Source organism: Streptomyces sp. NPDC102437, from assembly GCF_044765565.1.
Lineage (GTDB): Bacteria > Actinomycetota > Actinomycetes > Streptomycetales > Streptomycetaceae > Streptomyces.
In genome coordinates, this window is record NZ_JBIWKI010000015.1 from 64,489 (window position 1) to 90,453 (window position 25,965).

Consider the following 25,965-nt stretch of genomic DNA (forward strand, 5'->3'; position numbering starts at 1 on the left):
GGCGCCGCCGGTCACCGCACCCCGCCCCCGTCCACCCGTCACTTCAATACGGCGGTCACGTCCCGGGTCTCGACATGCATCCCCAGGGGCACCCGCCAGGCGTCCACACAGACGGTGTACGTCCCCGTCCGCGCCGCGCCCGCGCCGATCGGCGCGGGCAGTGGCCCGGTCGACTCGATGGTCGCCCAGTCGACCCCCAGCGCGCCGATCACATGCGTGGCGAAGGTGACGGTCCCCGACCGCGCCGGTGATCCTCCGGTGTTCCGGAACTCCACCGTCACCTTCTCGCACCAGCGCTCGTCCGCGGCCGCCCGCACGGGGTCGCCCACCGCCAGCACGGCGGGACCTGCGGGTGTGCCGGATCCGGGTGCCGAAGGGGTCACGGGCCCGGTGGAACCCCCTCCGGGGCCGGATGTGCCGGGTGCGGAGGGTGTGCCGGGTGCGGCAGGCGAGCCGGACGCCCCGGGAGTCGCACCGCCCGTGCCCCCGGAGCCACGGGCCGGGCCTCCATCACCACCCCCGCTACCGCTGCCGGGATCACGGCTCTCGCCGGGTCGGCGCCCCGCGCCGGAGTCGCGGCCGCGGTCACCACCCGGGTCGCGGCCCTTCGCTTCCCGGTCCAGCGGGACCAGCGTCACCTTCCCCGAAGGCGCCACCGCCCCGCCCGGCGTTCTCCCGGTGTCCGTTCCCGCCGCGCCGAGCGCCACGTAGCCCTCGTCCGGCGCACCTCCGCCGCAGGCGGCCAGCACGCCACCCAGGCACAGCACAGCCGCCGAGGCGGCGATCACGGTGCCCCGACGGCCGTTCGAGCCGAGCATCTGACGTCGCATCGCGCCAGTGTGGCTGACGGTCTGTCAAATCGGAACCCTTGTGCTCCGGTACGGGAGTCCACGACGTCAGTCGGCGATGAGTCCTTCCCTGAGCTGGGCGAGCGTACGGGTCAGCAGGCGCGAGACGTGCATCTGCGAGATGCCGACCTCCTCGCCGATCTGTGACTGGGTCATGTTGGCGAAGAACCGCAGCATGATGATCTGGCGCTCGCGCGGTGGGAGCTTGGCCAGCAGCGGCTTGAGCGATTCGCGGTACTCGACGCCTTCCAGGGCCGAGTCCTCGTAGCCGAGCCGGTCCACGAGGGAGCCCTCGCCGCCGTCGTCCTCGGGCGAGGGCGAGTCCAGCGAGGAGGCGGTGTACGCGTTGCCGACGGCCAGCCCGTCGACCACGTCCTCCTCGGAGACCCCGAGCGCCTTGGCCAGCTCGGGCACGGTCGGCGAGCGGTCGAGCTTCTGCGCGAGCTCGTCGCTGGTCTTGGTCAGCGCGAGCCGCAGCTCCTGGAGCCGGCGCGGGACGCGCACCGACCACGAGGTGTCGCGGAAGAACCGCTTGATCTCCCCGACGACGGTCGGCATCGCGAACGTCGGGAACTCCACGCCCCGCTCGCAGTCGAACCGGTCGATCGCCTTGATCAGGCCGATCGTGCCGACCTGGACGATGTCCTCCATCGGTTCGTTGCGGCTGCGGAACCGCGCCGCGGCGTACCGCACCAGTGGGAGGTTGAGCTCGATGAGTGTGTCCCGTACGTAGGCACGCTCCGGGCTGTCCGTTCCATCCGGGCCGGGTACGGGCCCCAGCGCGGCGAGCCGCAGGAACAGGGAGCGGGACAGAGTGCGGGTGTCGATGGCTTCCGGCGAGCTGGTGAGCACAACGGGTGCGGGTTCGCTCTTCGTGAGCGTGAGCACCTTCGAGCTGCCCTGTTCTGCGGACATGCCACCCCCTTGAGGTCGCGGACGGTCGCGTCGAGCCGCGACCATCGGAGGAACGCAGCCTCCACCTGAATACCGGAGGCGAGGCCACGGCAAACGCGGTTCCCGCAGAATGTCACATGTCGGCAACACGCTGTAGTGACATGTCGACAAGTCTTTGTGACGTCTGCGCAGTTAACAGGTGGTGTGGGTCATTCGTGCCGCGGAGAAGGGGACTTCTGGTGTTCTACCCGATCCGGTTAGGCCTCGATCCTGTTTGCGGATCGAAGTCGGGCGAAGCTTCGGGCCAGCAGTCTTGACACATGCATCTGGGAGACACCCAGTTCGGCACTGATCTGGGACTGGGTCAGATTGCTGTAGTAGCGCAGCAGAAGGATGCGCTGTTCGCGCTCGGGCAGCTGTACGAGCAGATGCCGGACGAGGTCGCGGTGCTCGACCCCGGCGAGCGCCGGGTCCTCGTAGCCGAGCCGGTCCAGCAGTCCGGGCAGCCCGTCACCCTCCTGTGCGGCCTCCAGCGAGGTCGCGTGGTAGGAGCGGCCGGCCTCGATGCAGGCGAGCACCTCGTCCTCGGAGATCCGCAGCCGCTCGGCGATCTCCGCGGTGGTGGGCGAGCGTCCGTGAGCGGTCGTCAGGTCCTCGGTGGCGCCGGTGACCTGGACCCACAGCTCGTGCAGGCGCCGGGGGACGTGGACGGTCCGTACGTTGTCCCGGAAGTACCGCTTGATCTCGCCGACGACGGTGGGCATCGCGAACGTCGGGAACTGCACACCGCGTTCGGGGTCGAACCGGTCGATGGCGTTGATCAGCCCGATCGTGCCGACCTGGACGACGTCCTCCATCGGCTCGTTGCGGCTGCGGAACCGCGCCGCGGCGTACCGCACCAGCGGGAGGTTCGCCTCGATGAGGGCCGCCCGCACCCGGCCGTGCTCCGGGGTTCCCGGCTCCAGGTTCTTGAGCTGGCCGAAGAGCACCTGGGTGAGCGCCCGGGTGTCCGCGCCGCGGGTCCTGGCGGGCGTCGTCGTACTGTCGGGCGCCTCGGTCTGGACGGACTGGGGAGGCACTTGAGGCGCTGTACTGGCCGGCACGATGAGGCCACCCCTTTGCGGTCAACTTCGGTCAACTCATCCGTCAAAAGCGGTCATAGCATCACAAGACATGTCCACTGTGTGCAAGCACCGTATAGCGTCGTGTTGGGTTCAACTTGGTTTAAACGCTAAAAAAGCCCCTCACCGCAATGGTGAGGGGCTCAGTGGCGGTACGGTCCGGCCCGTATGCCGGGCCGGACCGGATCAGAACGGGTAGTCGGCGATCACCCAGGTGGCGAACTCGCGCCACTGCCCGGCGGCGGCCTGATGCGCGGGATGCTCGATGTACCGCTTCAGGGAGTCCTGATCGGCGACCGCGGAGTTGATGGCGAAGTCGTACGCGATCGGCCGGTCGGTGATGTTCCAGGCGCACTCCCAGAACGCGAGCTCGGGGATCTGCCCCTCCAGCTCCTGGAAGGCCTTCGCCCCGGCGACGACCCGCGGGTCGTCCCGCTCGACGCCGTCGTTCAGCTTGAACAGGACCAGATGGCGGATCACGCTGTACTCCTACTTCACGAGCTCGGACATGAAGTCTCCGACGCCCTGTGCGGCACTCGAAACGCCCTCGAACCCTACCTGGACGAGATCCGCTGCCCGTTCCGGGGACGTGATGATCGTGTACGCCACGAAGACAACTATCACGTAGAGAGCTATCTTCTTCGCTTGCACCATCAGCCCCCGCCTCCCCTTCGGTCCCCTGTTTCGATCCTTTGTGCAGTCGGGCGAGTCTATCCACACGAATGACCGCCTCCCGGGGAGGTTTCCGACCCCTCACACAGCCTTTAAGGACCAAGGACCCGGCGATCGAGGCCCTTTGCCCGCCCGCTTGACCACTGAGCGGGAGCAGGATGGACGGTGAGCCCGGCGGACACGGCAGGAATCCGAAGGGCTCGGAACGGGCCCCACTGTGGGATCCCCGCCGCAGGTCACCCCCCTGACCGCGACGAGGGCCAAAGGCCCGTTCTCACCGGGGGAAGCGGCTTGTCCCCCCGATGCCGTTTCCCCCGACCTGAGCGTGGAAGAACCGGGGGAACCGTGGCCCCGACACGACATCCGTCGTGCGGGGCCACGGTCGTGTGCAAGGGTCCGGGCGCGCATCGTCCACGCGGCAGCCGGTGGGGCGGTCTCGCCGTCCCCGTAACGCGCGAACGCCCTCCCGAACTGCGTTTCCGCAGTTCGGGAGGGCGTCGATGGCGGTAGCGGAGGGATTTGAACCCTCGGTGAGTCTCCCCACACTCGCTTTCGAGGCGAGCTCCTTCGGCCGCTCGGACACGCTACCGAGAGAGAGCTTAGACCATGGCGGGCCGTGGACAGAAATCGGTTCTCAGGGGGTGCGGAAGAAGGAGGTCAGGACGCTCGCGCACTCCTGCTCCAGGACGCCGTGGATGACCTCGGGGCGGTGGTTGAGGCGGCGGTCGCGTACGACGTCCCAGAGGGAGCCCGCCGCGCCCGCCTTCTCGTCGCGGGCGCCGTAGACGACCCGGTCCACGCGGGACTGGACCAGGGCGCCCGCGCACATCGTGCAGGGCTCCAGGGTGACGACCAGGGTGCAGCCGGTCAGGCGCCACTGCCCGAGGGCAGCCGCCGCCCTGCGGACGGCGAGGACCTCGGCGTGGGCGGTCGGGTCGCCGGTGGCCTCGCGTTCGTTGTGGCCCGTGGCGAGCAGTGCGCCGTCCGGGCCGAGCACGACGGCGCCGACCGGCACATCGCCGGCCGCCGCCGCCAGCTCGGCCTCGGCCAGGGCGCGGCGCATGTGCGCCCGCCACGGGTCTCGTACGGGATCGTGCGGTTCCGGTGGTCCTTGCGGGTGCGGTGGTTCGCTCACCCGCGGACCCTAACGGACGGTCTCCAGGACCTCGGCCGCGCCCAGCGCGTCCGCGATCTCCACCATGGCGTCCGTGCGCAGCATCAGCAGTTCGGCCTCGGGGAGTCCGAGGTCGGCCAGGATCCGGGTGTCGCCGAGCGGGCCCGCCGGTACGGCGTCGGCGTCGGCGTCGAAGCCGTCGTCATCGTTGTCGTTGTCGTCTGTGTCGGCGTTGTCGTTGTCGGGGGTGGTGTCCGGGTCGCCGTCCTCCGGGTCGTCGAGGCCGACGAGCTCTTCGAGGGCGGCGATCGTGTCCTCGGCCCCGGGTTCGCGGCCGAGCAGTTCGTCGGTGAGCAGGATCTCCCCGTACGAGGAGCGTGCGGCGGCGGTGGCGTCGGAGACGAAGATCCGGGGATCGTCCTCGCCGTCCACCCGGACGACGCCGAACCAGGCGTCCTCCTGTTCGATGAAGACGAGCACCGTGTCCTCGTCCACCGAGGCATCACGGGCCAGATCCGTCAGGTCGGACAGGGTCTCCACATCGTCGAGCTCCGTGTCGCTCGCTTCCCACCCGTCTTCGGTGCGCGCGAGCAGTGCGGCGAAGTACACCGTGACTCTCCCACTGGTCTTAGGGGCGTCGGTCCGGCGGGAGGGCAGTCGGTGGTCCGGCTGTCCTGGGTCCCGCCCATCGGAATCGTGGCAGAAACAAGGGCTTCGCGAGAGGAGTTCGGCGGCTGAGTCGGCCATCAGTTCTGCCGGACGCCGCCACCAGGGGGATGCCGGGCGCTGTCGCCGGGGGTGCCGGGCGCTGCCACCGGGGAATGACGGGGGGCCGGCGCCGGGGGTGTCGGAGGACGGTCGCCGGCTACCAGCGGAAGGTGCGCATGCGCATGGCCTGGCGCATCCGGGCCGCTCTGGCCCGGCGGGGCTGCACCCGGTCGCGGAGGGCTTTCGCCTCGTGGAGCTCGCGCAGGAACTGGGCGCGCCGCCTGCGGCGTGCCGCGTCGCTCTCCTCCGGGTCCTGCTGGACCTGTGAGTCCTGCCGGTCCCGCGGGTCCGGCGTGTCCCGCCGGTCCCTCAGGCCCGGCGCGTCCCGCTGGTCCCACTTCCGATTTTCCCCGTCCGGCATCGGCTCATCACCCCAAGGCTGGGTCCGTATGCCCCCACCTTCCCCCCGAACATGCGGTTGATGCCAGCGCACGGGTGCGGGAGGCACGGTTACTGTTGAGCCCATGCGGATCCACGTCGTCGACCACCCACTGGTCGCGCACAAGCTCACCACCCTGCGCGACAAGCGCACCGACTCCCCGACCTTCCGGCGGCTCGCCGACGAGCTGGTCACCCTGCTCGCCTACGAGGCCACCCGGGACGTGCGCACCGAACAGGTCGACATCGAGACCCCGGTCACACCGACGACCGGTGTGAAGCTGTCGCACCCGCGGCCGCTGGTCGTGCCGATCCTGCGGGCCGGCCTCGGCATGCTCGACGGCATGGTGCGGCTGCTGCCGACCGCCGAGGTGGGCTTCCTGGGCATGATCCGCAATGAGGAGACGCTCCAGGCGGAGACGTACGCCACCCGGATGCCGGAGGACCTCTCGGGCCGCCAGGTGTACGTCCTGGACCCGATGCTGGCCACCGGCGGCACGCTGGTCGCGGCCATCCAGGAGCTGATCAAGCGTGGCGCGGACGACGTCACCGCGGTCGTGCTGCTCGCCGCGCCCGAGGGCGTCGAGGTGATGGAGCGCGAGCTGGCCGGTACGCCGGTGACCGTGGTCACCGCCTCGGTCGACGAGCGGCTCAACGAGAACGGCTACATCGTCCCCGGCCTCGGCGACGCGGGTGACCGGATGTACGGCACGGCCGACTAGGCCCTGATCCGCCGGACACGCCCTGGGGCCGCAGTGGTTCGCGCTGACGGCAGCCGGGTGGCCCGGCAGCCGTCAGCAGGACGACGGTGCGGGGGCCGGCTTCGTCAGGGCGGCGAGGGCCGCGGCCGCCGACTGGGGCGTGTTGAACGTCTTGAACTTCGTACCGAGAATCAGATCGACGTCCGCCGTCCTGCGGGCGTCGGTCTTCGGCGTGGCGCCCACCAGTTGTGTGCCGAGGACCGGGAACGGGCCGTTCGTGGCCGAGGGGGCGCCCAGCAGCACCCCGAAGCCCGGGACCTTCTTGTCGTACGCGGCCGGGGCGTTGCCCACCTTGCCGATGGTGAAGCCGCGCTTCTTCAGCTCGTCGGCCGCCTTCTTGGCGAGCCCGCTGCGTGGTGTCGCGTTGTAGACGTTGACGGTGATCTTCGCGGGCTTCGGCAGCACCTTCGCGGGTGCGGACGGTTTGGCGGTCGGGCAGTCCGTCTTGTGGTCGGCGGCGCTGGCCTTCCGGTTGCCGCCGGTGAAGACGTCGATGAGCTGCATCGTGCCCCATCCGGCCAGCCCGAGGGCGACCACGGAGGCGGTGGCAGCGAGGATCAGTTTGCCGCGACGCCGGGGGCGGCGCATCCGCGGGTACTTGTCGCCCGTGATGCGGTACTTTCCGCCCATGCCGGGGGGAGTGAGCATGCTCATGGGCGCAGCGTAGTGCGGCCCGGTGATGATGCCTACTAAATGATCAATGGATCGCACCCGTCCGAGTGCGAAAGCACCCGAACGAACCCCGGACGGACCCCCGAGCGGCCCGTGGGTCGCACAGGGGCAGGACGGCCCATGGACGGGACGGTCCGTTGACGGGACAGCCGGGTCCGTGGACGGGACTCGCTCCGGTCAGCCGAGTTCGAGCACGCGGGCGTGGAGTACCTGGCGCTGCTGAAGCGCGGCGCGGACCGCGCGGTGCAGTCCGTCCTCCAGATAGAGGTCGCCCTGCCACTTCACGACGTGCGCGAACAGGTCACCGTAGAACGTCGAATCCTCGGCGAGGAGGGTTTCGAGGTCCAGGTTGCCCTTGGTGGTCACCAGCTGATCGAGGCGGACCGGGCGCGGCGCGACGTCCGCCCACTGCCGGGTGCTTTCCCGGCCGTGGTCGGGATAAGGCCGCCCATTTCCGATGCGCTTGAAGATCACACGGAAAGCCTACCGGGCAGGAGCCTCCGGGCGCAGCCATGGGGCAGTACTGCGATCCTGGTAAGAATGCCGCAAATCCATGCATTCCGGAATGGGACCCTGATGAGTGACAGCGAGAACACGGCCGAAAGTGCCGGTCTGCTGCCGGAGCCGGCGGGCAGGTGTGGGAGGCCGAGGGCTTCCCGTGCGAGTTCTACGCGCTCGGCGGCATCGGCCCCGGCATCCCGCTGCGCGCGACGGTCACCAGCTTCGGCCCCGCACTCCTGTCCAAGGTGCTGGAGCTCGACCAGGGTCCGTGGTCGCCTTCCTTGTCTCGGACGCCGGAAAGGCCGAGATCAAAGGGATCGGGGTTTCGACGAGGCGCACCTGCTCTTCGACGGGGCCTCCAGGGGCGTCGGCATCTTCTTCGTCACGCAGACGCCCCGCGACGTGCCGGCGGAGGTGCTGGCGCCAGCTCGGGAACCGGGTGCAGCACGCGCTGCGCGCTTTTACCCCGCACGATGCGAAGGCGCTGCGGTCGACGGTGAAGACATTCCCTCATTCGCAGTACGACCTGGAGGAGTTGTTGACGCTGCTGGGCATCGGCGAGGCCGTGATCACGGTGCTGAGCGAGAACGGTGCGCCAGCGCCGGTCGCCGCGACCCGGGGCGGGCGCCGCGGTCGCTGATGGGCGTGGCCGGCGGCGGAGCTCGAAGCGGCCGTGAAGGGGGCGTCGTCGTACGGGCGTTGTGCGCAGGCGGTGGACCGGGAGTCGGCGTACGAGAAGCTGAGCGCCGGTCAGGAAGCCGAGGCCGAGGCCGAGGCTGAGGCGGCCAGTGCCGCGGACCGGGCCGCTGTGGAGGGGGCGGTCCGTGGTGAGGGGGCGCGCGGGGCCGGGAAGGTGGCCGAGGAGCATGCCTCGCTGGGGGAGCAGGCGGTGGCGAGCGGGGTGTTCCGGTCGCTGGCCAGGTCCGTCGGTACGCGGCTGGGCCGGGAGATCTCGCGGTCACTCTTCGGCACGGCCGGCCGCAGGCGGTAGGAGGGGGAGGCGGGGGTTACCTCTCGGTGGCGCGGTCGGTGGCCTTGGCCGCCTGCTTCGCGTGCTGCTTGTACGCGCGGACCTCGGCGAGCGATTCCGGGCCGGTGATGTCGGCGACCGACCGGTGCGAGCCGGCCTCGCCGTACGGTCCCGCCGCCTCCCGCCAGCCCTTCGGCCGGACCCCGAACTGCTTGCCCAGCAACGCCAGGAAGATCTGGGCCTTCTGGGTACCGAACCCGGGCAGCGCGTTCAGCCGTTTGCGCAGCTCGGCACCGTCGGAGACATCGGTCCACACCGCGCTCGCGTCGCCGTCGTACTCCGCCACCAGGTACTGGCACAACTGCTGGACCCTCTTGGCCATGGAGCCGGGATAGCGGTGCAGGGCGGGCTTCGTGGTGAAGAGCTCGGCGAACGCCTCCGGGTCGTGGACGGCGATCTCATGGGCGTCCAGATCGTCGCCGCCCATCCGTTGCGCCAGCGAGTACGGGCCGGAGAAGGCCCATTCCATCGGCACCTGCTGGTCCAGCAGCATGCCCACCAGCGCGGCGAGCGGGCTGCGAGCGAGGAGCTCGTCCGCCTTCGGCTCCTGGGCGATCCGCAGGGTGATGCCCTGGTCCTTGTCGCTGTTCTCGTGGCTGTCGTTGTCGCTGCCCTTGTCGCTCTTGGCCACGTCGCTCTTGGTCATGCCACCGATCATCCCGACGGCGGTGCGGCCCGGCCACTCCACTGCCCGCCGGTGCAGCCGTTTGCCGTACGGACGAAGCGGCTGCCCGAAGGGGCAGCACCGGCTGCCCCCGGCCGGCGGGGTCCGGGCTGGACGGGGCTGTGGGGCGTCGTGAAGGTGGAGTGGTGAGGCCATCACGACGCGCCTTCGACCGGGGCGCGGCCAGGGGAGATGACGATGCACGCACCGGATTGGGACCAGGAACACGACCACGACCACGAGCGGGATCACGGGCACGGGCATGAGCACGACGAGCCGATGCACGCGTCGCGGGCGTCCGAGGGCCGGGAGCCGGCGGGCACCCCGCACCTCTACCGTGCGGCGGCGTCCGGGCGGCCCGATGTCGTCGGGGCCGGCGGCATGAGCGTGCTCCAACGGGCGGTCGGCAACAGCGCCGTGGGGTCGATGCTTCAGCGCAAGGAGGAGGAAGAGCGCTCCCCCGTGCACGACGTGGTCTCGTCGGGCGGCGGACAGCCGCTGGACACCGACACCCGCGCCGACCTGGAGGGGCGGATGGGGGCGGACTTCTCCGACGTACGCATCCACACGGACTCCGCCGCCCATGAGTCCGCGAAGGGCGTGGGCGCCCACGCTTACACCGTCGGCAACAACGTGGTCTTCCAGCGGGACGCCTACGATCCGTCCTCGCCGCAGGGCCGCACCACGCTGGCCCATGAGCTGACCCATGTGATCCAGCAGCGCAACGGCCCGGTGGACGGTACGGAGGCGGCGGGCGGGATCCGGGTGAGCGACCCCTCCGACCGGTTCGAGCGGGAGGCCGTCGCGAATGCCGACCGGGTGCTGTCGGACCCGGCCCAGGCGTCGGCCCCCGCTTCGGATTCGGCTCCCGCTTCGGCGCCGGCTCCGGCGGCGTCCGTGCAGCGGGCCGCGACGGAGGACGAGGACGAGCAACCGGCCGATGTCCAGGGCTCGTTCGTGCAGCGTGCGAAGGAAGGGGCCGAGGAGGAGGAAGAGGCTCCGCCGGAGTGAGGGAGGGCGGGGTCGGAGCCCCGGCAGGCCGGGCTTCGGCGGGCGGGGCTTCGGCGGGCAGCGCCCTGGCGGGCGGCGCCCACTGCTGCGGGCCGCGCTGCCCCGACCGCCCAATCCTGTTCCGCCCCGCCCAGCCCCGTCAGTCCGCCGTGTCCGTCTTCATCGTGCCGCCGAGGAACAGCGACTCCGAGCACCGCGAAGGCGTCGGCGCGTTCACCGGCTTGCCGACCTTCCGGCAGTCCACGGTCATCGTGACCTTGCCCCCGGCGGGCACCAGGATCGGCGTGACGAAGTGGTAGTCCGAGTCCCGGAAGTTCTCCAGCGCCAGCCGGAGCACGGGCGCGTCCCGGCCCGAGGAGACCACGACCGTCCCTGCGTCGCCCTGCGGGTTCTGGACCACGATGTCGGTCAGCTGGAACGTGTGCCCGGCGGGCACCTGGAGGGCCGTCGAGGTGTTCGACCCGCTGCCCACCGAGTCCTTGACCTGCACCTGAGCACTGGTCGGGGCGGCGGCCGACGCGTCGGAGTCCGCACCGGGGCTCGGTGAGGGGCTGGGCTTCGGCGAGCCCCCGTCCGCCCCGGAGGAATCGCCCCCGCCCGACGCCGCACCGGCCGAGGACCCCTTCTCGGGCGCCTTGCTCTTGTCGGCCGCGGCGGCGGACCGTACCGCGTCCGGAGTGATCGCCTCGCGGGCCGCCGACTTCACGGCCGGGCGCAGCAGCGCGTACCAGAGGCCCACCAGCGCGATCAGCAGAACGGCCGCGGTGATCAGCGCCCGGGGAAGCCAGCGTGGCAGGATCGGTTCCTGCTGGTACGAGCCGTCCACGACCACGGGTGCGACCGGGGCCTCGCCCTCGGCCACCTCCGGGGTGGCGACCACCTGGAAGGGATGCGTGACCGGGATGCCGCGCCACACGCGCTTGGCGGGCCGGATCCGTACCTTCCCGAACTCCGCCCGGCCGGGCGCGATCAACAGTGTGTCCGCCACGAACGAGACCCGTGCCCGCTCCGTGCCCGACTGGGCTCCCAGCCGCACGGTGAGGGGGGCGTTCCCGCGGTTGTCGACGGCGAGCTGATGCCTGCCGCGCCAGGCGCCGTGCGAGCTGCGCGGCACCAGTTCGGCGGTCGTCTCGGTGAAGGGGAGTACGGTCACCCGCCCTTCGGGCACCACCGTGTCGCCCTGCTCGCTGGTGGGCACCACCCGTATCCCGAAGGGCGTCTCGCCCGCCGGTACGGTCGAGTCCCGGGGCGGACGCAGTACGAGGGAGACCGTCTGCGAGTCGCCCGGATAGAGGGAGAGCGTCGCCGGCTCGACCGTCGACCAGGCGGCACACGCGCCGACCACCTCGAAGCGGTACTCCTCGACGGTGCTGCCGGAGTTGAGGATCCGCAGGGGGAGGGCCGTCTCCTCGCCCGGTGCGGCAGTGACGGACGAATCGTCGAGGCTTGCCGTGAGACTCATAGGCGGCACCGTAGGTTCGCCGTTGAACGCCGACATCGGCCGTGAAGGAACACTTCCGGGCAGATTCTGTGCCCGGATCGGCCTTTTTGTTTCCCTGTAGGGATACGCGGGCATCTTTTGACCGCCTCAGACGATTGAGGCATACGAAAACAGCCGTGCTGGTTGTGATCGACGTGACGCCATCGGCTGTTGCCCAGGGGGAGCATTGCCATGGAGCGCATCACTGTTGCATTACGGGCCCAGGATCCGATCTCACAAGCGGGCGTGGCCAGCCAGTTGCGGACCCGGCCCGAGGTCAGCGTGACGGAGTGGGGGGAGGGAGAGGCCTCTCCCCGGATCGTGGTCGTCGTCGTGGACGCGGTCGACGAGGCGGTGTTGACGATGCTGCGCCACATCCAGCGCACCAGCACCTCACGCACCGTTCTGGTCACCACGGACATCGACGAGCAGAAGCTGGTGAGCGCCGCCGAGTGCGGTGTCGCCGGTGTGGTCAGGCGCTCCGAAGCGACCCCGGAGCATCTGGTGCAGGTCATCGGGACGGTGGCGCGGGGCGAGGGCCATCTCCCGTCCGACCTGCTGGGGCGGCTGCTGGAGGAGGTGGGCCGCCTCCAGGGGCAGGTGCTCGGCCCGCGTGGCCTGCACTTCACCGGTCTCGCGGCGCGCGAAGTGGATGTGCTGAGACTGGTCGCGGAGGGGTACGACACCGCGGACATCGCGACGAAGCTGGCCTATTCCGAGCGCACCATAAAGAACGTGCTGCACTCGGTGATGACCAGGCTGCAGCTGCGCAACCGGTCGCACGCGGTGGCGTACGCGATGCGGCAGGGGCTGATCTGAGCCGCCCCGCAGTTCCGGCAGATCCCCCCGGTGCCCTTTCGGGCAGCGGGGGCTTCCCGAGGGTGTGACTTCCGCACCGCTGCGCGTCCGCGGCCGGTACAGGACCCTGACGTCCGGTGTGCCGGATCGGGCGAGGGTGGGGGAGGACTTCCGTGCGCTGGTACCAGCCGCTTCGGCGGGCGCCGCGGTCGCGGCGGGACGGATCGGTCCGGGCGCGGCCGCCCGCCTCGCGCCGCACCCTCACCGCGCTCCGGATTCCGGCCCTCGCACTGCTTCTCGTGGCCGGCGGCATCGCCCCCGGCTCGGCCGTCACCTCCGGTGCGCCGGCGGTGGCGGTGCCCGAACCCTGGGTCACCCCTGCCGAGTTCACCGACGCGGTCGACCCCGGTGGTTCCACGGGGGTGGATAAGCAGGTGCGTACGCCCGCCATTCCGCCGAAACCCGATGTGGTGCTGCTGGTGGACGGCACCGGGAGTATGGGCAAACCGATCGGCGATGTGCAGAAAGGTCTGAAGAACATCACGACGAAGGTCCTTGGACAGCAGCCGGACTCCCGTTTCGCGGTGGCCACCTATGGTGACGAGAAGGACGATCCGACGGCGGAGTTCGCTGTTCTCCAAGGGCTGACAACGAACTTGGTCGACGTGCAGAAGGGTGTCGACGGCCTGAACACCTCCCGCGGATACAAGAGCAAAGGTCCGTCGGAGGACTGGATCTACGCGCTGTGGAAAGTGGCCAACGGCGCGGACGGCGGTACGGCTTTCCGAGAGGGCGCCAGCCCGGTCGTGGTCCTGGTGGGCGACGCGTCGAGCCACAACCCCAGCAACAAGATCCCCTACGAGGATGCGGTGTTCGCGCTCCAGGACAAGGGGGTACGGGTCATCGCCGTCGACGTGACGACCGAGGACGGTGACGGGCTCAACGGCAACGGATACAGCAGCCCGACCTACCAGGACCCGTACCACGAGCCGGACCAGGCCAAACGGATCGCCGAGGCCACCAACGGCCGCATGCTGAACGGAATTCCCGGAGACGGTGTCACCGACGCCATCATCGAAGGCTTCAACAACCTTCCCACCAGCGTGAGCTACCGCCTGGACAACTGCGATCCGCATCTGTCCGTCAGCCTCGACCCACCCACCCAGCAGCTGACCAGCGGGGAAACTGCGCACTTCGCGGAGAACATCGACGTCTCGGCGGACGCGCCCCAGGGCACCCGGCTGAGCTGCACCGTTCAGTTCCTGATGGGCACCCAGGCACCGGGTGCGGAAACGATCGGGCCGGCCGCGGCGGCCGATCCCGACTTCCAGGAGCAGATCAACATCGATGTGAACGACATCGACGCGCCGGTCGTCACCGTGGACGATCTGACCGTCCGGGCCAAAGACAAGGAGGGCGCGCGCGTGACGTACGCCGCCACCGCCCAGGACGCCACCGACGGCACGCTCCCGGTGACCTGCACCCCTGACTCCGGTTCGCTCTTCCCGGTCGGCCGCACCACGGTGACCTGCTCGGCGACGGACTCGGCGGGCAACACGGGGACGGACACGGCGGAGATCGAGGTCCTGGAGGCCCCCGTCCCGCCCTCGGCGGATGTGGCGATGAAGGTCGACGTCAGCCCCGACCGTACGTACACCGGCCGCCCGGCCCGTGCCCGCTTCGTCGTCACCAATGCCGGTCCGGACCCGGCGACCGGCGTGGTCATCGGCTCCGCCTGGCCCGAAACGTCCAAGGGCAAGGACCGCAGCCTGCCCGCCCTGACCCGGTGCACAGCGGCGAACCCGTGCACCATCCCGGCCGGCGGCCGCATCGAGGTGACCCAGACCGGTACGTACCGAGCGGCGGTCACCGGGGACGTACAAGCCACCGTGCGCGGCACGCTGCCGGACCGCCGCAAGGCCGACAACCACGACACCGACCGGCTGCGCGTACTGAAACCTTCCCTGACCGTCACCCCGCAGGTCGCCAAGCCGGGTCAGCCGGTGCTGGCCCGCGGCAAGGACTACCCGCCGGGCGCGACCGTACGTTTCACGTGGAACACCGGGATCACCCCCGGAGGAGCGACGGCCACGGTGGGCCGCGACGGCACCTTCGAGGTCCAGGTCCTGGTCCTGCGCAAGGACAAGCTCGGCCCGCGCGAGCTGCGGGCGGACTCGCGCGACCTAGCCCGGCTGAAGAAACCGGTCCTGGTGGTGCAGCGGAATCTTCAGCCACCGGACTTCGCGGGCCGCGCATGAGCGCCGGTGAGCGTACGGCCGGTGACCGTACGGCCGGTGGCCGCAGGACCGGTGACAGGGCCGATGACCGCACGGCTGATGACCGCACGGGAGTGATCGGGTGATCCACGAGGTCGACGACGTACTGCGGGCGCTGATCAGGGCGGAGGTGCTCGAAGGCGGACAGATCGCGGTGGTCTTCGACGCCCCGACCCGGGAATGGGCGGCGAAGGTCAACGCGCCCATGGTCAACCTGTATCTCTACGACATCCGCGAGGACATGCGCAGGCGCGAGCGGGGTCTGCACAACGACTACGACGAACGCGGCACGATCATCGCCCGCCGCCGTCCGCCCCGGTTCTTCAAGCTGTCGTACCTGATCACGGCATGGACGAAGCGCCCGGAGGACGAACACCGGCTGCTCTCCTCGCTGCTCGGCTGCCTGCTTCGTTACGAGGCGCTGCCCCCGGAGCGGCTGGCGGGCACCCTGGCCGAGATCGGGGCGCCGGTACCGATGTCGATCGCGCTGCCGCCGCCGGAGGACCGCTCGTTCGCCGACGTGTGGAGCGCGCTGGGCGGCGAGTTGAAGCCCTCGCTCGACCTGGTGGTCAGCGTGCCGGTGACGGCGTCGCCGAGTTATGTGGTGGGTCCGCCGGTGGGGGACGAGGGGCTGCAGACCCGCTTCGGGGACGTACCCGAGCCGACCGAGCCCGTATCGGAGCCGATGCCGGGCCGCGGGGGCCTCCCGGTGTACGGCGGACGCCCGGGGCGGCCGGGCGGGGGCACCGCCTCGCGCATCCCGGACGCGGAACGACGACGCGGCCTGTCCCTCCGGATCGTGGAGACCCGGGGAGCCGGCGGGGACCCACGCGAGTCCGGTACTGGTGCGGGATCCCGGGAGTCCGGTACGAAGTCCCACCAGGCCGTTACGGAGGACAGCGCCGAATGACCACCGCGGGCGATCCGAACCTGCGTCACCTCCTCGCCCGCGCCGTAGCGGTGGAGCAGCGCATCCGGCGGGCGGTCGAGGCCCGGCAGCTCACCGATCCGGACCCGGACGACGCCTTCCGTGGCCTCTACCTCACGGACGAGAACATCGCCCGCCTGCTGGACGAGGACGAGGCCCGCGCCTTCCCGTACCCCGTACCGGACCCCGTCGAGGCGCCCGCGGAACAGACCGGACTCACGTCCCTGGCCGCCGAGTTCGGCCTCACCGCCCTCGACGTCGAGATCCTCCTCATCGCGCTCGTACCGGACCTCGACGACCGCTTCGAGGCGTTCTACGGCTACCTGAACGACGACGTCACCCGCCGCCGCCCGTCCATCGGACTGGCGCTCGGCCTGTGCGGGCTCTCCCCCGCCGACCAGGTGGCGCGCGGCCGGCTCGCGGCCCGCGCCCCGCTCCGCGAGGGCCGCCTCCTCCTGGTCGAGGACCTTGACCGTCCGTTCCTGAGCCGGGCACTGCGCGTCCCCGACAGGGTCACCGCCCACCTCCTGGGCGACGACACCCCCGACCCCCGGCTGGCCGACCTCCTCGCCCCCTGGCACGCCGTACCGGGCGTCGGAGACCCGGCGCCGCTCGCCGGGGCCCTCGCCCACGGCGCCTCGCTGGCCTACCTCCGCGAGGACCAGGGCGGTGCGGGCACCGCCCTCGCAGCCTCCGCGCTGACCCGTGCGGGCCACCGGGTCCTGGGCCTGGACCTGGCGCACCTCGCCGAGGACCCGTCACCGGCCGAGGCGGTCCGCTCCCTGGTCCGCGAGGCCAGGCTGACCGGTGCGGGCGTGGTCTGCGCCCCGATCGACGCGGTCTGCCGCGAACACCCGGAGCTCCTCCGGCTGCTCACCGGCACCCCGGTCCCCACGATCCTGGTGGGCCGGGCCCCCTGGGACGCGTCCTGGTCCGCCGCCCCGCCGCTGCTCCTGCACGCCCCACGCGTGGAACCCTCGACCAGGGCGGCCCTCTGGACCGACGCGTACGACGCGCCCGTACCCGGGACCGTCGACGTGGAACGGCTGCTCGCGCCGTTCCTCCTCACCCCGGAACAGATCACCCGCGCGGCCCGGGGCGCCGCCCAGACCACCCACCTGGACGGCGGCACCCTCACCCCCGACCACGTCCGCCAGGGCGCCCGCGCCCAGAACGCGGCGGGCCTGGACCGCCTGGCCCGCCGCATCGAACCCACGGTCACCTGGGACGACCTGGTCCTCCCGCCCGACACCCACGCCCAGCTCCGCGAACTCACCGCCCGCGCGAGACATCGCGACCGGGTCCTGGGGGAGTGGGGCATGCGCCCCGGCGGCGGCCGGGGACGGGGCGTGTCCGCCCTCTTCGCCGGCGATTCCGGCACCGGCAAGACGATGTCGGCCGAGGTCATCGCCGCGGACCTGGGCCTGGACCTGTACACGGTGGATCTGGCGACGGTGATCGACAAATACGTCGGCGAGACGGAGAAGAACCTGGAGCGCATCTTCTCGGAGGCCGCAGGTGTGAACGGCGTCCTGCTCTTCGACGAGGCGGACGCGATCTTCGGCAAACGCTCCGACGTGAAGGACGCCCACGACCGCTACGCGAACGTCGAGAGCGCGTACCTCCTCCAGCGCATGGAGTCCTTCGACGGTCTGGCCATCCTCGCCACCAACCTCCGGGCCAACCTGGACGACGCGTTCACCCGCCGCCTGGACCTGGTCATCGACTTCCCGGTCCCGGATCCTGAACAGCGCCTGGTCCTCTGGGAGCGCTGCCTGGGCCCCGTACTTCCCCGGGGCAAGGACCTGGACCTCGCCTTCTGCGCGGAGAACTTCGAGCTGGCGGGCGGCAACATCCGCTCGGTCGCGGTGACGTCCGCGTACCTGGCGGCGGACACGGGCGAGCCGGTGACGATGCCGACGCTGATCCACGCGATCCAGCGCGAGTACCAGAAGCTGGGCCGGCTGACCCTGGCGTCGGAGTTCGGCCCGTACCTGGAGCTGCTGACCTGAGCGCGCGACATCTGTCGACCGCCTGGAAGACCCGCTCACTGTGCCCGGACGAGCCGGTCGGGCACAGCGTCAGACGATCACGACACGGGAGCCATTGAAGTTGGCCACGATCTCCAACTGCCCGCCGAGCGCGGCAATGTACGCGGCAATGGTTCCGACCTCCGTGGCTGTGGTCTTCCCACGTTCGATGGCCGACACCCGCTCCTGCCGCACGTGCATACGATCAGCGATCTCGCTCTGGGTCAGACCCAGCTGTTTCCGCATTTCGACCAGTCGATGCGCTCGCGCCTCGGCCACCATGCGATGGGCTCCGCGCTCGATCTCCTCAAGATCCTCGGCATCGAAGACCTCGTTCTTCACTTCGTCCCAGGAATGGAAACTAGTCATTTCGACGTGCCCTTCTGCCGCTGAGCCAAGTGTGTCAACCAGTCGTCGTAGCGCCCCTCGGCTACGGGGATCGACTGGCTGTACCACTCACGCCACTTTCCCGACTTGTTGCCGGCCACCAAGAGAACCGCGTTGCGGTCGCGGTCGAAGACGAACAGGATGCGAATCTCGCTCGTCCCGCCAGAGCCGGGCCGCAGTTCTTTGAGGTTGTGTATCGACGACCCTTTGATCCTGTCCACCAGAGGGCGTCCAAGGTCGGGCCCTTCCTCGACGAGCGCTTGGAGAGCCTGCCCCACAAGCCGAGCCGTGTCCCGATCAGCCTTTCGCAAGCCGAGCAGCCACTCGCGAACCTCGCCCACCATTTCAAGGCTCCAGGACATGTGCCCTCGCCGCGTAGTACGTATACATACTAGTACGCTGGCATGCTGTGGGCGAGGTGAGGCCGAAACGTGCCAGCTGTCCCTCGAACGGGTGGCGCACCGAGTTGCTGCCGGCCTGGCTTCAGGGGCATTCGCGTGGAGCCTTGCGCGAAATCGGGGTTGCCGCCACCGTGGGCAGGGTCGGCCGGTGGCCGACCGGTCCTCTCCGCACTGTGACGGGAGTCAGCGTGACCGCATTGCCTGTTCTGCCCCACGAACTGCACGGCGACGGCCCGCACAAGGTGATCGCGGTGCACGGCTGGCTCGCCGACCGCTCCGCGTACGCCCCCGTGCTGCCGGACCTCGACCTCGGTTCGTTCCAGTACGCGGTGGTGGACCTGCGGGGGTACGGCGAGGCCCGGGACACGGATGGCTCGTACACCACGGCCGAGGGTGCCGAGGACGTGCTCGCACTGGCCGACCGGCTCGGCTGGGAGCGGTTCTCGCTGGTCGGTCACTCGATGGGTGGCTCCGTCATCCAGCGGACGCTCGCCGCCGCGCCGGGCCGGGTACGCAGGATCGTCGGGGTCTCGCCCGTCCCCGCGTCCGGCCTGCCGCTCCCGCCCGAGCAGTGGGAGCTCTTCGCCGCGGCGGCGCACACCCCGCAGAACCGCCGGATCATCCTCGACACCACCACCGGAGGCCGGCGACCCGCGGGCTGGCTGGACCGCATGGTGCGCCGCTCGGTCGCGTGCAGCGACGCCAAGGCGTTCCGGGCCTGGCTGGACTCCTGGGCGGGCGAGGACTTCCACGACCAGGTCGAGGGCTCGCTCGTGCCCGCCCTCGCCGTCGTGGGCGCGCTCGACCCGGCCCTCTCCGCCGAGTTGCAGCGCGCCACCTGGATGCGCTGGTTCCCCCGGGCCGAACTGGTGGAGCTGCCGTCGTGCGGCCACTACGCGATGGACGAGGCCCCGCTCGACCTGATCCGCGTGGTGGAGGACTTCCTGCGGGCGGACGCGGAGGCATGAGCGGTTCCGCCCCCGCCGAAACGCCCGTCCCGGACGTCTTCGACCCCAGGCAGTACGGGCAGGGCATCCCCCACGCCCACTGCCGCCATCTGCGCGACCACCACCCCGTGGCATGGCAGGAGGAACCGGAGGTGCTCGGCTGGCCGGCGGGCCCCGGCTTCTGGGCGGTCACCCGGCACGAGGACGTGGTCCGGGTCCTGAAGGACTCCGCGACGTACTCCTCGTACCTGGGCGCCACCCAGATCCGCGACCCGGACCCCGCCGACCTGCCGTTCATCCGCCGCATGATGCTCAACCAGGACCCGCCGCACCACCGCCGCCTGCGCGTACTCGTCAGCCGCGCCTTCACTCCGAAGCGCATCGACCGCTTCGAGACCGTCGTCCGCGAACGCGCCCGCTCCCTGCTCACGCGCGCGGTCGCCGAGGCGCGGGCCGGCGACGGAACCAGCGACCTCGTCACCCAGGTCACCGACGACTACGCCCTGCTCAACCTCGCCGACCTGCTCGGCGTACCGGACACGGATCGCGCTCTCCTCCTCCACTGGACGCAGCGCGTCATCGGCTACCAGGACCCCGACGAGGCCGGAACCCCGGAACTCGGCCCGGACGGCAAACCGCTCAACCCTCGTTCCCCGTCCGCCCTGCGCGACATGTTCGACTACGCCCACGCCCTGGCCGCCCACAAGCGCCGCCACCCCGCCGACGACGTCATGACGTCCCTGGCCACGGACCCCGAACTGACCGCCCCCGAGCTGGAGATGTTCTTCTTCCTGCTGGTGATCGCCGGAAACGACACTGTACGCAGCGCGGCCCCCGGCGGCCTGCACCTCCTGGCGGAGCACCCCGAGGAGTACCGCCGACTGTGCAACGGCGAGGTGGGGTTCGCGACCGCCGTCGACGAACTCCTCCGCCGTCACCCCCCGGTCCTGACATTCCGCCGCACGGCCCGCGAGGACACGGTGCTGGCGGGCACCCGCATCCGCACCGGCGACAAGGTGGTCGTCTTCCACGCCTCCGCCAACCACGACGAACGAGTCTTCCCCGATCCGTACGCGCTGGACCTCTCCCGGTCCCCGAACCCCCACGTCTCCTTCGGCGACGGCCCGCACGTCTGCCTGGGAGCGCATTTCGCACGGCTGCAACTACGGGCGCTGTACGAGGAGACGGGCCGCGTTCTTCCGGCACCGCTCGAACCCGCGGGTCCACCGAGGCGCCTGGTGTCGAACTTCATCAACGGTCTGAAGTCGCTGCCGGTGCGGGTGGGTGGCGCCTGGTAGCTGGTCCCGACCCTGGCCTCACCCCCACGGGTGACCGGACTGAGAAAGCTGTCTGGCGGCATTCCGACCAAACGTACGGTTCCTGAACCGCTTGAGTCTGGGGGTGAGCCACTCGATGTGCAACGCTGGGCCTGAGGGAGGTGCCGTTGATGGTGAACAAGTTTCGGGACCCGATCATGACGCCGCTGGAGACCGCGCGGCATCTTCGAATCAACGAGAGAACGCTGTACCGCTGGCTTCACGAGAAGGCAGCCGGCGAGCCGCTGGTCCATGCTGTCGAGGCCGAGAAGAGGGGCGGGCCGTCGGTACCGTTCGTCGCCGTGGTCGAGGCGTACGTCTTGCACGCGCTTCGGGACCTGGGACTCAGCCTCCACAAGATTCGCGAGGCAGCGGAGGCTGTTCGGCGAGAGTTCGGCGAACCCTACGGGCTGGCCACACGCAGGATCGCGACCGACGGCGTCGAAATCTTTGTGGACCACGCAGGCGATCTGGCACGGGCTCGCGATGGGCAACGGCCGATCCGCGAAGTCATCGAGGACTACCTGCGCTACATCACGTGGGAAGCCGACGGGCGGACCCCGCAGCGGCTGCGCCTGATGCAGTATCCGGATGTCGCCCCGGTGATCATCGATCCACGGTTCGGCTGGGGAGCACCAGTCGTCGCGTCCAACAAGGTTCAGGTGGATGCGATCGTCGACCTCTGGCGAGCGGGCGAGCCGTTGGAGGTCGTCGGCGACGAGTTCGGCATGTCGCGTGACGAGGTCGAGGCCATTCTCCGAGCCGCCCAATCGGCCTGAGTTCCTGCTGGACCGCAACCTCGGCAGGACGGTGCCGACCCGGCTGGCCGAGCTCGGATGGCGCATCCACTTGATCGCCGAAGAGTTCCCGGACGATGCCCAGGACATCCCTGATGAGGCATGGATCGCGTACGGCCTTGAACGCGGGTGGCATCCGCTGTGCAAGGACGGCCGGATCAAGACTCGTGCCCACGAGCGGCAACCGCTTGTGGATGGGGCTGGTGTCCTCTTCTACCTGGACAATCAGCAGTTACCGATTGCCGAGATGGTGCGCCGAATCCATGCGGCACAGGACGAGATCTACCGCATGGCCACGAGGAAGGGACCGGCGGCCTACGCGATCGGAGCAGATGGCCTCCGGCTGACCTGGTCTTGACGGCGAGGAGCTCTGCGGGCCGCAAACTGGTGCCAGGGGTATGTGTTGCACGCTCCGGCGCCCGAGCGCGTTTCGACGCGGGGGCCCGCGCAGCGTGAGTCATTGCTGTACGTATTGTCCGTCTGATCTTCTGTCGGACTGTCCACGGGGAGCGGGCCCCGCCGACACCGGCGTCCGGTATCGGCAGGGCCCATCTCTGCCAGCAGGTCGGTGGAGTCGGCAAGTTCGCCTGGTGGTCAGGTCGGCGCGAACCAGAGCCTGATCAGAGAAATTGGCGTGGACGCCGATGCTGAGGGTACGGCGGCGGCATCGTGGAACCAGCTCCACATCGTGCGATCGCCGCGCGGTTCGGGAAGACGGCCTTCCGACCCCAGGGACAGCGCCCCTCGGAGAGGAACCTTCCGCCAGTTGCCCTGAGTCGAGCTGACCGAATGTGCTGATTGCGCTGGACGCTGGAGTCACCGACGGATTCGACAACAGCAGAAGGACCCGCGCAGCGATCACAGCGCCCAGCGAGGTGCACCATTTCTTTCACTTCACTCTCATTCCCTCACGAAACTTCTGGTTGAGCGGCCGGCAAACGAGTAGACGTGGTCACTCTTCTGACTCGGTAGCATCCGGCCCTGAGACGTCTGTGCAGCAGGTGTGTGCAGCGAGCCCTGCGTCTGACAGCGGGGGTTTGCGGTCGCGCTGCATTTCACTCACGGCGTTCAGGACCAGCGGTGCGCCTGGAACCACAGACTCAGGCGCTTGCCGACGCCGGGCAACTGAATCTCCCGTCCGGGACAAGTCCGGGACGGGCGGCGGTCGCAGGGCCGCTGAGCTCGGTGCAGGTGTGCCGACGGCGCCGGGCCGCCACCGCTGGCGGGCCGAGGACGAGGCCGGCGCAGAGGCCGGTGGCGCCCTTCCGGCCGACGGCCGTGCGGGAGGAAGACATGGATGACGAAGGCGGCGTAGGCCCAGCCGGAGAACGTTCTGATGCAGGTGACGTCGACGGTTCAAACTGGTTCGGGGCTGTGGCGGTGAACTGCCGCTCGACCAGCCAACCACGGCGAATGCTTCTTCCCCGCCCCGTTCGCCCTGGCCCTCACCCGCATCCTGAACCCCCACGTCTCCTTCGGTGACGGCCCGCCCGTCTGCCTTGGTGCGCACTTCGCGCAGCTCCGGCTGCGGACGCTGCACGAGGAGGTGTGCCGGGCTCTACCGTCCGTTCGACTCCAACTCGCGGCCCCGCTGGGCTGCTTGGCGTCGAACTTCATCAATGGTGTGAAGTCGCTGCCGGTGCGGGTGGACGGGGCCTGACGATCGATCCCTCAGGTAGAGGCCGGACGCCCGGCACGATGGCAACTACAGGCACAGTGCAGGTGCTCGACAGGTGCCTCGTCCGGCCTGACACGAATGACCTGCTCGCCGTGGCACAGCCGGTGTCCCTCAAGCCATTCGGTGCCTGAAGTTCTGCACTCGGGGGATCTATAAGCGGCATGAGAGCCCAGCCTGGGCGCCGAGTCGCTCACGGGCGACCTGTGTCCGAGATCCGCCCCGGCACGCTGGGGTGAGGTCCATCCGCACCAGAGGCGCTGAACGGCGCATATTCGGGATGGGCATGGACATCAGGTCGTGCCCCGCTCATCGAGAAGCCGTCGCCGACCACTTCGGCTGCGCCTTCGATGAGTTCTTGGCAGTAGAAGCAGATCTTCATGTCGCCGCTCGTTTCCCGCAGGTGTTGCAGCAACGGGGGAACCAGACAGTGGCGCCATCGCGGTTGTGCCGACGCCGCGGGCCGAGGTCCACCGCCGTGCTCGGGGAGAGGATGACGTCACACCACACGCAATGTGCGCCGCGTTGCTGGTCCTGCGAGAGGAAGTCAGGATCCGGAAGCATTCTGGAGTCGTGCGTATCGCAGTGAGCCTTGTAGGTGTCCACGCACTGACGGTCCCAAGCGTGGGAGCCTGATGGGAGACGACAACCTATGACACGGAGTTGATCATGCACGCCGTGGCGATCACGGGCACCAGGTCCACGGACCACCGCCCGCGAGACGAGTACATGACGCTCTTCGCCACGTACCTCGGGGCGTTCGCCCACAGCGCCTTCTATGTAGGCGGCGCGAAGGGCATCGATTCATTGACTCTGCGCTGGTTGGCGGACAGTACGCATGCGGACGTCACTGTCGTGGTTCCGGGCACGGTTGCCCAGCAACCGGAGGAGGCTCGGCAGGCCATCTCCCATGCCCGCAACCTGAAGCGCATCAAGGAGATCGTCGAACTCGGAGCTCCTGACCTCTCCGCCGAGGCATACCACGCACGCAACCGTTGGATGGTTGATCGTTCCGAGCTGACGATCGGGTTCCCCCACAGCGCGGACCCGTCATCGGGGACGTGGCAAACCATTGGCTACGCAGCAGATCAGGGGAAACCGCGGCTGATCGTCCCCGTGTAGCGTCGATCTGCGTCACGATGACGGGATGGACAGCTCAACCGTGGGTGCGGCGGCGCTGAAGAGGCTGAGGACTCGACGCGGCCTGTCTCTGGCCGACGCGGCGCGCGCCTTGACACAGATCGCTCAGGATCTGGGCATGCCCAGGCTGCCGCAGGTCGGGAGCGTCCAGCGTTCGATCGCACGCTGGGAGTCGAAGTCGGGGACGATGCCGGACGAGCGCTACCAACTTCTGCTCGCCCATCTGTATGCGGCTACGCCTGGCGGAAGCCGTTCACTCGGAGCGGGGTCGGACTTCGCGCAGTACCTCGATGCGTTGGGGGAGCTCGGCGAGAGCGACCGTCGGATCGCGGAGCTGCGGAGCACGCTGGTGCGGTCGGTGACGGATGACGGCGGCGGTCTACTGGCGCTGCTTGCACCCCAAGCCGGTCGTGGTTTGGTCCAGGCTCTTGCGGATGCCTCACTCCTGGATGCGGAGACCGTCGCAGGGCTCGCCTCGGTTGTCACGGACGTCAACGCCCAGGTGGGCAGCCTTCCCTTCGTGCGCCTGCAACTGATGCTCGCTCCGGTGTTGGAAGCGTGCCGTCGGCTGATGGCCGGTGGGCCGCCGGAGCCGGTACGCGAATGCCTGCGGAGCACGTGGGTGGAGGCGGCGGTGCTGTCAGGCCGCCTCGCGTTCGAGACGCGTGACGATGCCGCCAGCAGGGCTCTGTACGAGGAGGCGACCAGGCAAGCCGCCCGCCTGCACCAACCTTGGCGGCAGGCAGCGGTGCACCTGAGCCATGCGCTCACGGTCCTTTATGCGTCGCCCGATATTGGGCCTGCGGTTCAGCTCGTCGCGAGGGCGGTACGAGTAGCTGGGGGTGGACAGAGCCCTCTTCTCCGTGCGCGTGCGCATGCGCTGGAGGCGGAGATCGCCGCCCGTTCGGGCCAGGGCCCTCAGTCCTGGAATGCGCTTGGTCTGGCCTGGTACGACATCGAGAGGGAGCCTGCGGATGAACCCCTTCCCGGTGCGTTCTCTGCGGAGTACTTGCGCGGCTTCGAGGGCGTGTGTCAGCTGTACGTGGGTGACCCGGCCGCAGCGCACGATCAGTTCGCGGCTTCGGCCAGCGCATTGAGATCACCCCGGCAGAAGGTTCAGCGCGTCATCGTCACCACGGATCAGGCACTGGCGAGAATCCAACTGGGTGAACCACAAGCAGCAACTGACCTGCTGCACCAATGCGTCACAGCGGCGGTTTCGACGGGCGGAAGGGTGCCACTGATCCGGCTACGGAGGGCCCGCCGGGAACTGCGACCGTGGCGCCGAGAGAAATTCGTCGCGGACTTGACCGACCACCTTATGGACACACTGGGCCAGTAGCAGCGAGCTGGGCC

General features: G+C 69.7%; 28 protein-coding genes, 1 tRNA gene and 1 pseudogene. 14 read left to right on the plus strand and 16 right to left on the minus strand.

The window, feature by feature from the left end; all coding sequences use genetic code 11:
* Positions 1 to 38: 38 nt before the first annotated feature.
* The 9 genes from ACIRJP_RS20710 to ACIRJP_RS20750 all read right to left on the minus strand — a co-directional run bounded on the left by ACIRJP_RS20710 (position 39) and on the right by ACIRJP_RS20750 (position 5,778).
* A complete protein-coding gene (locus tag ACIRJP_RS20710; protein WP_404176000.1) occupies positions 39 to 830 on the minus strand; it encodes a hypothetical protein in 792 nt (263 codons plus the stop codon).
* 66 nt (positions 831 to 896) lie between these two features.
* On the minus strand, positions 897 to 1,763 hold the full coding sequence (locus tag ACIRJP_RS20715; protein WP_404176003.1) for an RNA polymerase sigma factor SigF: 867 nt from the start codon (positions 1,761 to 1,763) through the stop codon (positions 897 to 899).
* A 236-nt stretch (positions 1,764 to 1,999) separates the two neighbouring features.
* Complete coding sequence (locus tag ACIRJP_RS20720) at positions 2,000 to 2,845, minus strand: RNA polymerase sigma factor SigF (RefSeq protein ID WP_266914311.1); 846 nt, start codon at positions 2,843 to 2,845, stop codon at positions 2,000 to 2,002.
* 204 nt (positions 2,846 to 3,049) lie between these two features.
* Entirely contained in the window at positions 3,050 to 3,343 is a 294-nt protein-coding gene (locus ACIRJP_RS20725; protein WP_404176007.1) for a Dabb family protein, read from the minus strand.
* Between the two features lie 9 nt (positions 3,344 to 3,352).
* A complete protein-coding gene (locus ACIRJP_RS20730) occupies positions 3,353 to 3,517 on the minus strand; it encodes a hypothetical protein (RefSeq protein WP_356089745.1) in 165 nt (54 codons plus the stop codon).
* Positions 3,518 to 4,036: 519 nt separating this feature from the next.
* Positions 4,037 to 4,124, minus strand: a tRNA-Ser gene (locus ACIRJP_RS20735).
* A 45-nt stretch (positions 4,125 to 4,169) separates the two neighbouring features.
* Positions 4,170 to 4,598 (minus strand): tRNA adenosine(34) deaminase TadA, encoded by a 429-nt coding sequence (gene tadA / locus ACIRJP_RS20740; protein ID WP_376417833.1) that lies wholly within the window; start codon positions 4,596 to 4,598, stop codon positions 4,170 to 4,172.
* 81 nt (positions 4,599 to 4,679) lie between these two features.
* The gene (locus ACIRJP_RS20745; protein ID WP_404176012.1) at positions 4,680 to 5,258 is read right to left on the minus strand and encodes a hypothetical protein; all 579 of its coding nucleotides are present in this window, start codon (positions 5,256 to 5,258) and stop codon (positions 4,680 to 4,682) included.
* Between the two features lie 256 nt (positions 5,259 to 5,514).
* On the minus strand, positions 5,515 to 5,778 hold the full coding sequence (locus tag ACIRJP_RS20750; protein ID WP_404176015.1) for a hypothetical protein: 264 nt from the start codon (positions 5,776 to 5,778) through the stop codon (positions 5,515 to 5,517).
* A 103-nt stretch (positions 5,779 to 5,881) separates the two neighbouring features.
* On the opposite strand from ACIRJP_RS20750, the gene upp reads away from it, so the two are divergent.
* The gene (upp, locus tag ACIRJP_RS20755; protein WP_266731152.1) at positions 5,882 to 6,517 is read left to right on the plus strand and encodes a uracil phosphoribosyltransferase; all 636 of its coding nucleotides are present in this window, start codon (positions 5,882 to 5,884) and stop codon (positions 6,515 to 6,517) included.
* A 72-nt stretch (positions 6,518 to 6,589) separates the two neighbouring features.
* On the opposite strand, the gene ACIRJP_RS20760 is transcribed toward upp, so the two are convergent.
* Both ACIRJP_RS20760 and ACIRJP_RS20765 read right to left on the minus strand, forming a co-directional pair.
* Positions 6,590 to 7,186, minus strand: coding sequence for a LytR C-terminal domain-containing protein (locus ACIRJP_RS20760; RefSeq protein ID WP_404176282.1), 597 nt, complete (start codon positions 7,184 to 7,186; stop codon positions 6,590 to 6,592).
* Between the two features lie 219 nt (positions 7,187 to 7,405).
* Complete coding sequence (locus ACIRJP_RS20765; RefSeq protein WP_072488263.1) at positions 7,406 to 7,702, minus strand: type II toxin-antitoxin system VapB family antitoxin; 297 nt, start codon at positions 7,700 to 7,702, stop codon at positions 7,406 to 7,408.
* Positions 7,703 to 7,863: 161 nt separating this feature from the next.
* Between ACIRJP_RS20765 and ACIRJP_RS20770 the strand changes: the two genes are divergently transcribed.
* Together ACIRJP_RS20770 and ACIRJP_RS20775 are read left to right on the plus strand one after the other, a co-directional pair.
* Positions 7,864 to 8,229, plus strand: coding sequence for a helicase HerA-like domain-containing protein (locus ACIRJP_RS20770; protein WP_404176019.1), 366 nt, complete (start codon positions 7,864 to 7,866; stop codon positions 8,227 to 8,229).
* Positions 8,169 to 8,720, plus strand: a pseudogene (locus ACIRJP_RS20775) (helicase HerA-like domain-containing protein). Before ACIRJP_RS20770 ends, ACIRJP_RS20775 begins: the two are co-directional and overlap by 61 nt.
* 16 nt (positions 8,721 to 8,736) lie before the next feature.
* Here ACIRJP_RS20775 and ACIRJP_RS20780 read toward each other — a convergent pair.
* Positions 8,737 to 9,405 (minus strand): HhH-GPD-type base excision DNA repair protein, encoded by a 669-nt coding sequence (locus ACIRJP_RS20780; RefSeq protein ID WP_404176022.1) that lies wholly within the window; start codon positions 9,403 to 9,405, stop codon positions 8,737 to 8,739.
* 210 nt (positions 9,406 to 9,615) lie between these two features.
* On the opposite strand from ACIRJP_RS20780, the gene ACIRJP_RS20785 reads away from it, so the two are divergent.
* The gene (locus ACIRJP_RS20785; protein WP_404176025.1) at positions 9,616 to 10,434 is read left to right on the plus strand and encodes a DUF4157 domain-containing protein; all 819 of its coding nucleotides are present in this window, start codon (positions 9,616 to 9,618) and stop codon (positions 10,432 to 10,434) included.
* A 139-nt stretch (positions 10,435 to 10,573) separates the two neighbouring features.
* On the opposite strand, the gene ACIRJP_RS20790 is transcribed toward ACIRJP_RS20785, so the two are convergent.
* Positions 10,574 to 11,896: a hypothetical protein gene (locus ACIRJP_RS20790; protein ID WP_404176028.1), complete on the minus strand. Its 1,323-nt coding sequence runs from the start codon at positions 11,894 to 11,896 to the stop codon at positions 10,574 to 10,576.
* Positions 11,897 to 12,106: 210 nt separating this feature from the next.
* On the opposite strand from ACIRJP_RS20790, the gene ACIRJP_RS20795 reads away from it, so the two are divergent.
* The 4 genes from ACIRJP_RS20795 (at position 12,107) to ACIRJP_RS20810 (ending at position 17,928) form a co-directional block, all read left to right on the plus strand.
* Complete coding sequence (locus tag ACIRJP_RS20795) at positions 12,107 to 12,733, plus strand: response regulator transcription factor (protein ID WP_266731142.1); 627 nt, start codon at positions 12,107 to 12,109, stop codon at positions 12,731 to 12,733.
* Between the two features lie 152 nt (positions 12,734 to 12,885).
* Positions 12,886 to 14,970, plus strand: a complete 2,085-nt coding sequence (locus ACIRJP_RS20800; protein WP_404176031.1) for a VWA domain-containing protein — start codon at positions 12,886 to 12,888, stop codon at positions 14,968 to 14,970.
* A 100-nt stretch (positions 14,971 to 15,070) separates the two neighbouring features.
* On the plus strand, positions 15,071 to 15,898 hold the full coding sequence (locus ACIRJP_RS20805; protein WP_404176035.1) for a DUF4255 domain-containing protein: 828 nt from the start codon (positions 15,071 to 15,073) through the stop codon (positions 15,896 to 15,898).
* Complete coding sequence (locus ACIRJP_RS20810) at positions 15,895 to 17,928, plus strand: ATP-binding protein (protein ID WP_404176038.1); 2,034 nt, start codon at positions 15,895 to 15,897, stop codon at positions 17,926 to 17,928. The genes ACIRJP_RS20805 and ACIRJP_RS20810 overlap by 4 nt, the downstream gene beginning before the upstream one ends.
* Before the next feature lie 69 nt (positions 17,929 to 17,997).
* Here ACIRJP_RS20810 and ACIRJP_RS20815 read toward each other — a convergent pair whose 3' ends face one another.
* Positions 17,998 to 18,315, minus strand: a complete 318-nt coding sequence (locus ACIRJP_RS20815) for a helix-turn-helix domain-containing protein (RefSeq protein WP_404176041.1) — start codon at positions 18,313 to 18,315, stop codon at positions 17,998 to 18,000.
* On the minus strand, positions 18,312 to 18,677 hold the full coding sequence (locus ACIRJP_RS20820) for a type II toxin-antitoxin system RelE/ParE family toxin (protein ID WP_404176044.1): 366 nt from the start codon (positions 18,675 to 18,677) through the stop codon (positions 18,312 to 18,314). Before ACIRJP_RS20820 ends, ACIRJP_RS20815 begins: the two co-directional genes overlap by 4 nt.
* A gap of 245 nt (positions 18,678 to 18,922) precedes the next feature.
* Between ACIRJP_RS20820 and ACIRJP_RS20825 the strand changes: the two genes are divergently transcribed.
* The 4 genes from ACIRJP_RS20825 to ACIRJP_RS20840 all read left to right on the plus strand — a co-directional run bounded on the left by ACIRJP_RS20825 (position 18,923) and on the right by ACIRJP_RS20840 (position 22,152).
* Positions 18,923 to 19,702: an alpha/beta fold hydrolase gene (locus tag ACIRJP_RS20825; protein ID WP_404176047.1), complete on the plus strand. Its 780-nt coding sequence runs from the start codon at positions 18,923 to 18,925 to the stop codon at positions 19,700 to 19,702.
* On the plus strand, positions 19,699 to 20,979 hold the full coding sequence (locus ACIRJP_RS20830) for a cytochrome P450 (protein WP_404176050.1): 1,281 nt from the start codon (positions 19,699 to 19,701) through the stop codon (positions 20,977 to 20,979). The genes ACIRJP_RS20825 and ACIRJP_RS20830 overlap by 4 nt, the downstream gene beginning before the upstream one ends.
* Positions 20,980 to 21,128: 149 nt before the next feature.
* Positions 21,129 to 21,776 carry a DUF433 domain-containing protein gene (locus tag ACIRJP_RS20835; protein ID WP_404176053.1) on the plus strand — a complete coding sequence of 216 codons (648 nt, stop codon included), beginning with the start codon at positions 21,129 to 21,131 and terminating at the stop codon, positions 21,774 to 21,776.
* A gap of 31 nt (positions 21,777 to 21,807) precedes the next feature.
* Positions 21,808 to 22,152, plus strand: coding sequence for a toxin-antitoxin system, toxin component, PIN family protein (locus tag ACIRJP_RS20840; RefSeq protein ID WP_404176056.1), 345 nt, complete (start codon positions 21,808 to 21,810; stop codon positions 22,150 to 22,152).
* Between the two features lie 1,510 nt (positions 22,153 to 23,662).
* Here ACIRJP_RS20840 and ACIRJP_RS20845 read toward each other — a convergent pair.
* Entirely contained in the window at positions 23,663 to 23,884 is a 222-nt protein-coding gene (locus tag ACIRJP_RS20845) for a hypothetical protein (RefSeq protein ID WP_404176059.1), read from the minus strand.
* Between the two features lie 314 nt (positions 23,885 to 24,198).
* Between ACIRJP_RS20845 and ACIRJP_RS20850 the strand changes: the two genes are divergently transcribed.
* Both ACIRJP_RS20850 and ACIRJP_RS20855 read left to right on the plus strand, forming a co-directional pair.
* The gene (locus tag ACIRJP_RS20850; RefSeq protein ID WP_404176061.1) at positions 24,199 to 24,591 is read left to right on the plus strand and encodes a hypothetical protein; all 393 of its coding nucleotides are present in this window, start codon (positions 24,199 to 24,201) and stop codon (positions 24,589 to 24,591) included.
* 25 nt (positions 24,592 to 24,616) lie between these two features.
* The gene (locus tag ACIRJP_RS20855; protein ID WP_404176064.1) at positions 24,617 to 25,951 is read left to right on the plus strand and encodes a hypothetical protein; all 1,335 of its coding nucleotides are present in this window, start codon (positions 24,617 to 24,619) and stop codon (positions 25,949 to 25,951) included.
* Positions 25,952 to 25,965 lie beyond the last annotated feature (14 nt).

Excerpts from the sequence above, each read along its gene's own strand:
- ACIRJP_RS20710 (WP_404176000.1), bottom strand. The coding sequence starts at position 830 with ATGCGACGTCAGATGCTCGGCTCGAACGGCCGTCGGGGCACCGTGATC.
- ACIRJP_RS20715 (WP_404176003.1), bottom strand. The coding sequence starts at position 1,763 with ATGTCCGCAGAACAGGGCAGCTCGAAGGTGCTCACGCTCACGAAGAGC.
- ACIRJP_RS20730 (WP_356089745.1), bottom strand. The coding sequence starts at position 3,517 with ATGGTGCAAGCGAAGAAGATAGCTCTCTACGTGATAGTTGTCTTCGTG.
- tadA (WP_376417833.1), bottom strand. The coding sequence starts at position 4,598 with ATGCGCCGCGCCCTGGCCGAGGCCGAGCTGGCGGCGGCGGCCGGCGAT.
- ACIRJP_RS20750 (WP_404176015.1), bottom strand. The coding sequence starts at position 5,778 with ATGCCGGACGGGGAAAATCGGAAGTGGGACCAGCGGGACGCGCCGGGC.
- upp (WP_266731152.1), top strand. The coding sequence starts at position 5,882 with ATGCGGATCCACGTCGTCGACCACCCACTGGTCGCGCACAAGCTCACC.
- ACIRJP_RS20760 (WP_404176282.1), bottom strand. The coding sequence starts at position 7,186 with ATGGGCGGAAAGTACCGCATCACGGGCGACAAGTACCCGCGGATGCGC.
- ACIRJP_RS20780 (WP_404176022.1), bottom strand. The coding sequence starts at position 9,405 with ATGACCAAGAGCGACGTGGCCAAGAGCGACAAGGGCAGCGACAACGAC.
- ACIRJP_RS20785 (WP_404176025.1), top strand. The coding sequence starts at position 9,616 with ATGACGATGCACGCACCGGATTGGGACCAGGAACACGACCACGACCAC.
- ACIRJP_RS20790 (WP_404176028.1), bottom strand. The coding sequence starts at position 11,896 with ATGAGTCTCACGGCAAGCCTCGACGATTCGTCCGTCACTGCCGCACCG.
- ACIRJP_RS20795 (WP_266731142.1), top strand. The coding sequence starts at position 12,107 with ATGGAGCGCATCACTGTTGCATTACGGGCCCAGGATCCGATCTCACAA.
- ACIRJP_RS20810 (WP_404176038.1), top strand. The coding sequence starts at position 15,895 with ATGACCACCGCGGGCGATCCGAACCTGCGTCACCTCCTCGCCCGCGCC.
- ACIRJP_RS20815 (WP_404176041.1), bottom strand. The coding sequence starts at position 18,315 with ATGACTAGTTTCCATTCCTGGGACGAAGTGAAGAACGAGGTCTTCGAT.
- ACIRJP_RS20820 (WP_404176044.1), bottom strand. The coding sequence starts at position 18,677 with ATGGTGGGCGAGGTTCGCGAGTGGCTGCTCGGCTTGCGAAAGGCTGAT.
- ACIRJP_RS20830 (WP_404176050.1), top strand. The coding sequence starts at position 19,699 with ATGAGCGGTTCCGCCCCCGCCGAAACGCCCGTCCCGGACGTCTTCGAC.
- ACIRJP_RS20835 (WP_404176053.1), top strand. The coding sequence starts at position 21,129 with ATGGTGAACAAGTTTCGGGACCCGATCATGACGCCGCTGGAGACCGCG.
- ACIRJP_RS20850 (WP_404176061.1), top strand. The coding sequence starts at position 24,199 with ATGACGCTCTTCGCCACGTACCTCGGGGCGTTCGCCCACAGCGCCTTC.
- ACIRJP_RS20855 (WP_404176064.1), top strand. The coding sequence starts at position 24,617 with ATGGACAGCTCAACCGTGGGTGCGGCGGCGCTGAAGAGGCTGAGGACT.